We start from the raw sequence: 9,310 nt of genomic DNA, 5'->3' as shown, positions 1-9,310 counted from the left end.
GCGCCATACTGCTCGATCACCGCGAGCAGTCGGTTGCGCCCCACGGTGTTGGCGCCGATCTTCGCGCGGAGATCGAGTCCGACGAGCATCGGCACCCGCGAGCGCCGCACCCACGCGTCGGAGACGTCGCGTTGCAGTTCGTAGTCGCGGACCACCTTGATCGGGGGTGTCGGCAGCGACTCGGAGAACACGTCCTGGGCAGAGGGGTCGAACGAGCCGAGCCCGGATCCGCCGAGATCGGGTTCGTGGCAGATGGCGCTGGTCCAGGCGAAGAGCTTGCCCTCGTGGAAGATTGGTTGGTAGACGATCACGTCGCTCTGGTGCAGTCCGCCGCCGACCCACGGATCGTTGCACAGGAACATGTCGCCCTCGGTGATGCCCGGGTTGGTCGCGCGGTGCTGGAGGGTCCAGTAGATGGCGAGGTCGACGGCCCCGACGAGCATGGTGTTGTACAGGCCTACCTGCACTTCCTGCCCGATTTCGTCGCTGATCGCGAAGTCGAAGTCGTTGGCGTCGGTGACGATGGGGGAGCCGGACATGCGTTTGAGTGCTTCGCCCATTTCGTCGGTGACCGACCACAGCCGGTGCCGGATGACCTCGTAGGTCAGTGGGTCGAGGTTGTCGATGTGCTCCTGGCTGACGGTGTGGACTGCCAGCGTCGGGGGCAGCGATCGCGCCAGTGCGTCGGGGTCGATCGGTCGGCTCGAGAAGATTTCGGAGCCGGGGATTTGCATGGTCATCTTCGGTGCTCCTACTGGGCGGCGATGGTGAGGTTGCCGAGGCGGTCGACGGTGCCGGTGGTGTCGTGGGGAACGACGACGGTGGTCGTGGGGACTTCGATGATGGCCGGCCCGTGCAGGACGTGTCCGGCGAGCAGCTTGCTGTAGTCGTAGACGTCGGTGTCGACGTACCCGATCCGGCCGTCCAGGCACACTTTTCGGGTTCCGATGTGTGCTGGTGTGGGATCGGCGGAGTCTGCGGACTTGACCTCCGGCAGGGTAGGGGAGAACGGCAGGAGGCCGGTGGCCCGGACACGGTAGGTGATGGCCTGGATTCCGGCCTCACGGAAACCGCTGTCTTTTCCGTACAGTTCGGCGTACCGCTGCTCGAAGAGGTCCGACGCGGCGTGGATACCGGCGGCGTCGAGGCTGCCGGCAGGTACCGCTGTCGCTACCTCCGCGAGTTGCATGGTGTAGCGCATGTCGATTTCGCGTTCGATCTCCACCCCGGTGAATGTCAACCCCTGCCGGTTGAGTTGCTCGAGGACCTGGGACTCGAGTTGGGCGAAGTTGCGCTCGGCACGGGCAGGATCGAGCGGCATGGCGGCAGGGTCGGATAGTTCGGCGGCGAGGACGATGTTGGACGAGGCCAATCCGTAGGCGGAGAACGCCGAGGCCACCTGGCCGAGGGGGACGATGACTTCCCTGACGCCGACCTCGCGGGCGTAGGCGGCGCAGTGGGCTGGGCCGGCACCGCCGAAGGCGTAGAGCACGAAGTCGCGGGGGTCGTGTCCCGCCTCGACCACCGTCTTGCGCAGCAGGTCACCGGTCTGGGCGTTCTGTACGGCGTAGATGGCCGCGGCCGCGTCTTCGATCGACAGCCCGAGGGGTTCGGCGATGTTGGTGCGGATTGCTTCCCGCGCGAGGTCCTTGTCCAGCGGTTTACGGCCGCCGAGGAGCCCGTGTTCGGGCAGGATCCCGAGAACCAGGTTCGCGTCGGCGTTGGTCGGTTCGATGCCGCCCTGGCCGTAGCAGGCCGGGCCGGGGACGGCCTGGGCGCTGTGCGGGCCGATCTGGAGATTGCCGCCGGGGTCGACCCAGGCGATGGCGCCGCCGCCGGAACCGATGGCGTGTACCTCGAGGGTGGGAACGTTGATCGGGTGGTGGTTGATGATCGTGCTCGACGCCCGGACTGGCTCGCCGTCGACGACGAGGCCGACGAGGAAGGTGGTCCCGCCCACATCGGTGGCGATGATGTTGCGGTGGCCGAGTTGTTTGCCGAGGGACACCGCACCGACCACGCCACCGGTCAGCACCGAGCCGACGGTGCTGATCGCGTTCTTCGGTGCCTCGGCGGCTGCGACGGCGCCGCCGTTGCTCTGCATCACCAGCAGGGGTCCGGCGAGTTTGCGTTCCCGCAGCTCGGACTCCAGTGAACCGAGGTAGTCACGCAGCCCCGGTCCGATCTGGGTGCTCATGATGGTCGTCGCGTTGCGGGCGAATTCGCGGATGCGTGGGCTCACCTCACTCGACAGGGACACGAACACCGTCGGGTCGATCTCGTGGACGAGTTCGCGGATGCGCTGCTCGTGCGTCGGGTTGCGGAACGACCACAGCAGGGAGACCGCGATCGCGGTGATGCCGTCGGCGAGAAGCGTGCGGATGGATCGACGGGCGGATTCTTCGTCGAGTGCGACGACGACGTTGCCGTCGCGGTCGAGTCGTTCGGTGACTTCCAGGGCATGCTTCTTCGGTATCAGTCCATGAGATTTGCTCTGCCCCATGACATTTTGCAACTGCTCCGGTGAGCCGCCCAGGTATCGGCCCTCGACGTTCATGATGTAGATGGAGTCGCGATGGCCTTTGGTGGTGAGGAAGCCGACCGGGGGCACGTTGCCCATGACGAGCGCGTTGAGTGACGACGTGGTGCCGTGTGCGATGTGGTGGGTGTTTGCCAGCATTTCCTCGATCGGACAGCCCAATTGCCCGGCGAGTACCTCGAGGACGTCGATCACGCCGCGGGAGTAGTCCGGCGGTGTCGAGGGGGCCTTCGCGGCGAGAACAGTGCCTGCATCGTCGTCCAATACCGCGTCGGTGAACGTGCCACCGACGTCCACTCCGATCACATATGCCATTGCAGCTGCGCTCCTTCGTGCTGGGGGAAATTCAGGGGGCGGTGTGAGGTCATCCTCGAACACTCCTTACGTCTGTGTCGAGTATTCGACGTGAATGATGACATGTCAAGAGGCAACTGTGAGTGCCGTCACGGAGGCGGGGGAAGTTGCGGCGAACCCACGCTTCGGTCACTCGGGGGTTGACGAATCATCATTGGCGTCGAATACTCGTCATGGGCGTAAATCTATGTCCGACTCCCACCAGAAGGGCCACAACATGGGCATTCATCGCATCGGACTCGTCGTACCGAGTTCGAATGTGACCGTCGAGACGGAAATGCCGGCACTGCTCAACCGGCATGCGGACGCGCGGTTCTCGTTTCACTCGAGCCGGATGCGGATGCAGTCCGTGTCCCCGGAACAGCTACGGGCGATGAACGCCCAACGCGAGCGATGCATCCTCGAACTCGGTGATGCCGGGGTCGACGCCATTCTCTACGCGTGCCTGGTCGCGCTGATGTCGGTGGGACCCGGAGAGCATCAGCGGGTGGAGGGGCTGATTGCCGAGCAACTGGCCACCGGCGGTTCGGAAGCGGCGATCCGCTCGAGCGCAGGCGCACTCGTCGAAGCACTCCACGCCATCCACGCCGAACGGATCGTTCTGGTCACCCCCTACATGCGTCCCCTCGCCGAGCAGGTCGTCGCGTACATCGAGGCCGAAGGAATTCAGGTATCGGACTGGCGAGCACTCGAGGTCGCCGACAACGCGGAGGTCGGCTGTATCCCCGGCGACCGGGTCATGGACGCTGCCCGATCGCTCGACCGCGCCGGAGCCGACGCGCTGGTGATCTCCGCGTGCGTGCAGATGCCCTCACTCGACCTCGTCCAAGCGGCCGAAGACGAGTTCGGGCTGCCCGTCCTCTCGGCGGCCACCGCCGGTGTCTACAGCCTGCTGCGGGCCCTCGATCTTCCGGTCGACATCCCCGGAGCCGGTGGTCTCCTGCGTGCCGACGCCCAGGCCGCCGCCCYTCAGTAGCCCCGAATCCATTGGAGTTCACCATGTCCGAACTGCAACACACGGTCAAAGGCGTCGACCACGTCGCCTACCCGACATTCGACCCCGCCGCGACCGTCACGTTCTACCGTGACGTTCTCGGGTTCCCAGTCGTGCACTCGATCTGCGCGGCCGGCTGGGGCCCGGAGAAACATCCCGACTTCATCCATTTCTTCTTCGATATCGGCAACGACGACCGATTGGCATTCTTCTACTACTTCGGCCTCGAACCGTTCGACGGCGGCCCGCAGGGCGACTCGTACTCCCGTTTCGCCGAGGACGTACCCATCTTCTTCATCCGCTCCCGCCACCTGGCAATTCACGTGGATAGCGAAGACGACCTGATGGAATACCGGCGGCGCTTGGACCACAGCTCGTGGCCGGTGGAGATGCAGATCCAGCACGAGACGATCGAGTCGATCTACACACACGACCCCAACGGCTACATGATCGAAATAACCAGGGCGCTACGCCCGGTCACCGCGCAGGAAGACCTCGACGCCAATCTCACCATCGACGCCCTGGTCGACGTGGTGACCGGACCGGAGCCCAGCATGGCCGCGCTGCTCACCCGCAAAGCCGAACTGATCACCGAACGGGCAGCGGCCTGGCAGCAGGAGCAGGAATCGAAGGAGATGGCGACCCGATGACTACCCTGTTCGTCCTCGACGTCCCCGAGAACACGGCTGTTGCCGAGGTGGCCGGTCGCAACCCGGCGGTCACCGTCGACCACGTCGGGCCCTATTTCCGAATCGTCTCCGACTCGGCCATCGTCATCGACCGCCGCGCCACCGGCTGCCGCCACGCCGTCTGGTACAGCAGCGTCGCCGGACTGGCGGGGTCCCGAATCACGCAGTGGGACAAGGACGCCATGAGGGTTGAGCCGCAATGAGCGAGAGCACCCAACGGCTCGGCGCCGGACGGTACATCGACGCCGCCCAGGCCCCTGACACCGCCGTCACGTCGGTGCACGAACTTGCCACCGCCGACGGAGCGAAGGTCTCCGGTGTCCTACGGGTGGTGCCCGATGCGCACACCGTCGTCGCGCTGATGCACCCGCGCCAGGATCTGACTCACCACGTGCTCGTGCCCGAACTGCTCGCCCGCGGGTTCGCGGTATGGACGCAGGGCACCCGATCGGTCAACAACGACATCGCTCTAGTGCACGAGCAAGCCTTGCTCGATGCCGCGGCCGGGCAAGTGTTTCTGCGGGAGAGGGGTTTCGACCACGTCGTCACCCTCGGCCATTCCGGCGGCGGAACCCTCTTTGCGTTCTACCACCAGCAAGCCGGTTTGCCGCCGGGGGAGCGGTTGACCCATACTCCCGCGGGCAGACCCATCGACCTGGCTGGGGCCGAGATGCCCCGGCCCGATGCGGCGATATTCATGGCACCGCACCCCGGTCAGGGTGCGCTCCTGCTGCGGCTGATCGACCCGTCGGTCGTCGACGAATCCGACCCGCTTTCGACAGATCCGGACCTGAACCCGTTCGATCCTGCGAATGGATTCGCCGAACCGCCCCACAGTTCTTCCTACTCACCGGAATTCATCACACGCTACCGCCAAGCGCAGCGCGACCGCATCGCCCGCCTCGACACCATCGCCCGGCAACGCGTCGACGAAACCGCCGACGCGCGCCGCCGGTACAAGAACACGTCGGATCCGGGAGATCGTCGCGCCGCCCTCGCGCCCCGCGTCCTCACCGTCTACCGCACCGACGCCGACCTGCGATTCGTCGATCTATCGCTGAACCCGAACGAACGCCCTTACGGGTCGCTGTTCGGCCGGCGACCCGACCTGACCAACTACGGACTCGTCGGCTTCGGTCGCTTCTCCACGCCGGACGCCTGGTTGTCGACCTGGTCCGGGCTCAGCAGCAACGCCGACTTCCTGCGCTGCGCCCCCACGGTGACCGCACCGACACTGTTCGTCGAACTCACCGGAGACCAGGCCTGCTTCCCCGACGACGCCAAGACGATGTGCGATGCACTCGGGTCGACGGACAAAACCCACGTCCGCGTCGCCGGCACCCACTTCGGCGGACCCATCCACGACGGCGCTCCCACCGGTGCCAGCCTCGCCGCCGCCGACATCGGCGCGTGGCTGGCAACCAGATTCCCGTAGACAGCCACCACATCCCTCTGCCGGACCTCGCGCCGCAGTGACCTCACATGTTCCGGAGGTCACCGCGGTCGTTGGTCTGGGCTACCTTCCGAGCGGAGAATCCGATGCGTGCCCGTATTCCACCCGCAGCCCCCGTCGTCGGGCTCTGCCTGATGGCCCTGGTCCTCGAGGGCTATGACCTCCTGATGTACGGAACCGTGGTTCCGTCACTGCTCACGTACACCCCGTGGGACCTCGACGCCACCGACGTCGGGATGCTGGGCTCGCTGACCGGCATCGGCATGCTCGTCGGCGCCCTCCTCGCCGCGGCAGTTGCCGACTGGTGGGGACGACGCCGCACTCTCCTCGCCGCCGTCGTCATGTTCTCCACAGCCATGGGTGCGTGTGCGATCGCCCCCACCCCCGAGGTGTTCGGGGCGGGACGCTTCGCCGTCGGACTCGGCGCCGGTGTCCTCATGCCCACAGCCGCCGCCACACTGATCGAATTCGCCGAACCCCGTGCCCGGGCCCGTTCCGTGGCCATGGGGTTCGTCGGCACCTGCATCGGCGGCATACTCGCCGGAGTCCTTTCCCTGTGGCTGGTTCCCACCCACGGCTTCCGATCGATGTTTCTCGCCGGCCTGGTGCCGGCGCTGATGTTCTTGCCCCTGATGCTCGCGTATCTCCCGGAATCACCCGCCTACCTCGCTTCCCGTGGAGAACATGCCGCCGCGGCGGCGATTGCCGACCGGTATCGCCTCGAACGCACCGCCGCCCCGACAYTCACCACGTCCAGCCGAGAACGTGGATTGCGCGCACTTTTCGGCACCGACCGCACCCTCACGACTTTGTTGTTCTGGTGCACGACCCTGCTCTGTTTGCTGGTGTTGTTCGGCGTGGCGACCTGGCTACCCGCACTGATGAGATCGGCCGGATACCCTCTGGGCGCGTCCCTGTCTTTCCTCCTGACACTGAACATCGGAGGCGCCCTCGGCGCCCTCGGCGGCGCGGTGCTCGCCGACCGGTACGGGATCAAACCCGTCACGGCAGCATTCTTTCTGTGCGCCGCGATCGCACTACTGCTCGTGACCACCGCTCCGCCGTTGGTTGTCGTCTACATGTTGGTGTTGCTCGCCGGAGTCGGCACGACCGGCACCCAGATCCTTCTCAATACGTTCATCGGCAGTCACTACCCCGCGTCGAGTCGTGCCACAGGACTGGGTATGGCCTTGGGTGTGGGCCGGATCGGGGCGATCGTCGGCCCCACCTACGGTGGCGTTCTCGTCGCGATCGGGACCGGAACCAACTGGCAACTGGCGGCTTTCGCGGCGCCGGCCGTCGTCGGTGCCATCCTGACCGTGCTCGTTCCGCAACGCACACCGATCCGCCGATCCGCTCAGACCCGACCTCCTTCCGCGGCCGCGGATATCGATCGGAAAGCTGTTTCATGACCATCGGGCCGGGAGTGGTGCAGATCACAGTCGGATATAGGATGTTCTGCGACATGACGAAGCTGCTCATCGCGATGGCTAGGGCGCGAACGATGGACACCTCCGGCAATCTGTTCGGCGCGAAACAGTAAGGGGTCGCACAATGGCACGCCTACGGTCACTCAACGTCGGTATGCCGAAAGACGTTCCCTGGCAAGGACGGACCGTCCACACGGGCATCTTCAAGTACCCCGTCGACGGTCCACGTATGGTCCGCACGCTCGACATCGACGGCGACGGTCAAGGCGACCTCGACGGTCACGGCGGCGAAATACGTGCCGTCCTCGTCTACCAATGTCAGTCCTACGACTTCTGGCGGCGTCAACTCGGTCGCGACGATCTCGAATACGGTCAGTTCGGTGAGAACTTCACCGTCGACGGCCTACCCGACGACGAGGTGCACATCGGTGACCGCTATCGCATCGGTGACGCCGAGTTCGAGGTTACTCAGCCACGCGTCACTTGTTATCGGGTCGGAATGCGCCTGGGTGAACCCGAGATGCCGGCACTGCTCGTTGCCCACCACCGGCCCGGGTTCTACTTCCGGGTCATCACCGAAGGTCACGTGCAGGCCGGCGACGAGATCATCCGCACCCGGATCGGTCGACACCGCATGAGCGTCGCCGCGATCGACGCACTGCTCTACCTACCCGACCGGGACATCGGCCAGCTCCGGAACGCAGTGGACATCCCCGCGCTCAGCCCCGGCTGGCAGCGATCGTTTCGGGACCTGCTCGACGCCGCAGAGCACCCGAAGCGCGCCGGCGAGCCGCCCGCCGGCGCCCAACCGGAAGGCTGGGCCGGCTTCCGACCGCTGCGGGTGTCGCGGATCGTTCCCGAAAGCACAACCGTGGCGTCGATCCACCTGGCGCCACACGACGACACCCCGCTGACCCGGCCGAAACCCGGCCAGCACCTCGCCCTCCGCGTCGCCGGCGCCGCCGACCCACCGCCGGTGCGCAACTATTCGCTGTCTGCCGCCCCGTCGGACAGCGAGTACCGCATCAGCGTCAAACGCGAGACTCACGGCCTCGTCAGCACCTATCTCCACACGCAATTACGTGTCGGCGACACCGTCGACATCGCCTCTCCGCGTGGCGATTTCGTCCTTCCCGAAGACCGCGACGACACCACGCCCGTGCTCCTGCTCTCGGCCGGCGTCGGGGTGACCCCCGTTCTGGCGATGCTGCATGCACTCGCCGCAGCCCACAGCAAGCGCGACATCTGGTGGCTGCACACCGCCCATTCAGCCGCCGAACAGGCTTTCGCGGACGAAGCGCACCGATTGCTGACCAGCGTCGACCGCGGTCACGAACACGTCTACTACACCGCCGAGAGTCCGACGGCGAACCTGGATCCACCGGCCGTCGCCGGCCGCATCAACCGCGAAGCCTTGGCCGCCCTGGGGCTGCCCGCCAACGTGACCACCTACCTGTGCGGTCCCACCGCGTTCACGACCGCGATGCGCGAGGCGCTCATGCACCTCGGTGTGGAGTCCGACCGCATCCACACCGAACTGTTCGGCGCACTCTCGGCCATCAACCCTGGACTCACCGACGTCACCCACACCCTGCCACACCTGCCACTGGGACCCGTCGGCACCGGGCCGCGCATCACGTTCACCCGCAGCGGACTCACCGTGCCATGGAGCGACGAGTACAGCACCGTCCTCGATTTCGCCGAAGCCTGCGACGTTCCGACCCGCTGGTCGTGTCGAACCGGCGTGTGCCACACCTGCCAGACCCCGATCCTCTCCGGGACCGTTCGATACCGACCGGACCCCCTGGAGCCCCCGATGCCAGGCACGGCTCTCTTGTGCTGCTCGCAACC

Annotated in this window: 9 protein-coding genes; 7 read left to right on the top strand and 2 right to left on the bottom strand. The window is 66.1% G+C overall.

Going from position 1 to position 9,310, the window contains the following annotated elements; translation table 11 throughout:
- A partial coding sequence (locus AC1D1G_RS36365; RefSeq protein ID WP_477955910.1) for a hydantoinase B/oxoprolinase family protein occupies positions 1 to 740 on the bottom strand: 740 nt, incomplete at its 3' end.
- 11 nt (positions 741 to 751) lie between these two features.
- On the bottom strand, positions 752 to 2,854 hold the full coding sequence (locus tag AC1D1G_RS36360) for a hydantoinase/oxoprolinase family protein (protein ID WP_477955908.1): 2,103 nt from the start codon (positions 2,852 to 2,854) through the stop codon (positions 752 to 754).
- 256 nt (positions 2,855 to 3,110) lie between these two features.
- Between AC1D1G_RS36360 and AC1D1G_RS36355 the strand changes: the two genes are divergently transcribed.
- The 7 genes from AC1D1G_RS36355 to AC1D1G_RS36325 all read left to right on the top strand — a co-directional run.
- Positions 3,111 to 3,869 carry a maleate cis-trans isomerase family protein gene (locus AC1D1G_RS36355; protein ID WP_477955912.1) on the top strand — a complete coding sequence of 253 codons (759 nt, stop codon included), beginning with the start codon at positions 3,111 to 3,113 and terminating at the stop codon, positions 3,867 to 3,869.
- A 23-nt stretch (positions 3,870 to 3,892) separates the two neighbouring features.
- Positions 3,893 to 4,537 carry a VOC family protein gene (locus tag AC1D1G_RS36350; protein ID WP_477955907.1) on the top strand — a complete coding sequence of 215 codons (645 nt, stop codon included), beginning with the start codon at positions 3,893 to 3,895 and terminating at the stop codon, positions 4,535 to 4,537.
- Positions 4,534 to 4,779 (top strand): hypothetical protein, encoded by a 246-nt coding sequence (locus tag AC1D1G_RS36345; protein ID WP_280780300.1) that lies wholly within the window; start codon positions 4,534 to 4,536, stop codon positions 4,777 to 4,779. The genes AC1D1G_RS36350 and AC1D1G_RS36345 overlap by 4 nt, the downstream gene beginning before the upstream one ends.
- Complete coding sequence (locus AC1D1G_RS36340) at positions 4,776 to 6,011, top strand: alpha/beta hydrolase (RefSeq protein WP_477955905.1); 1,236 nt, start codon at positions 4,776 to 4,778, stop codon at positions 6,009 to 6,011. The genes AC1D1G_RS36345 and AC1D1G_RS36340 overlap by 4 nt, the downstream gene beginning before the upstream one ends.
- Before the next feature lie 104 nt (positions 6,012 to 6,115).
- Positions 6,116 to 7,441 (top strand): MFS transporter, encoded by a 1,326-nt coding sequence (locus AC1D1G_RS36335; protein WP_477955903.1) that lies wholly within the window; start codon positions 6,116 to 6,118, stop codon positions 7,439 to 7,441.
- On the top strand, positions 7,438 to 7,572 hold the full coding sequence (locus tag AC1D1G_RS36330; protein ID WP_477955902.1) for a hypothetical protein: 135 nt from the start codon (positions 7,438 to 7,440) through the stop codon (positions 7,570 to 7,572). The genes AC1D1G_RS36335 and AC1D1G_RS36330 overlap by 4 nt, the downstream gene beginning before the upstream one ends.
- A gap of 11 nt (positions 7,573 to 7,583) precedes the next feature.
- Positions 7,584 to 9,310 (top strand): MOSC domain-containing protein (locus AC1D1G_RS36325; RefSeq protein ID WP_477955900.1); only part of this gene is annotated, 1,727 nt, incomplete at its 3' end.

The sequence above is a fragment of the Rhodococcus sp. P3_B8 genome (genome assembly GCF_056402775.1).
The sequence above is the reverse complement of the archived record's forward strand: the minus strand, read 5'-3'. Positions and strand labels throughout refer to the sequence as shown.

Excerpts from the sequence above, each read along its gene's own strand:
- AC1D1G_RS36360 (WP_477955908.1), bottom strand. The coding sequence starts at position 2,854 with ATGGCATATGTGATCGGAGTGGACGTCGGTGGCACGTTCACCGACGCG.
- AC1D1G_RS36350 (WP_477955907.1), top strand. The coding sequence starts at position 3,893 with ATGTCCGAACTGCAACACACGGTCAAAGGCGTCGACCACGTCGCCTAC.
- AC1D1G_RS36345 (WP_280780300.1), top strand. The coding sequence starts at position 4,534 with ATGACTACCCTGTTCGTCCTCGACGTCCCCGAGAACACGGCTGTTGCC.
- AC1D1G_RS36340 (WP_477955905.1), top strand. The coding sequence starts at position 4,776 with ATGAGCGAGAGCACCCAACGGCTCGGCGCCGGACGGTACATCGACGCC.
- AC1D1G_RS36330 (WP_477955902.1), top strand. The coding sequence starts at position 7,438 with ATGACCATCGGGCCGGGAGTGGTGCAGATCACAGTCGGATATAGGATG.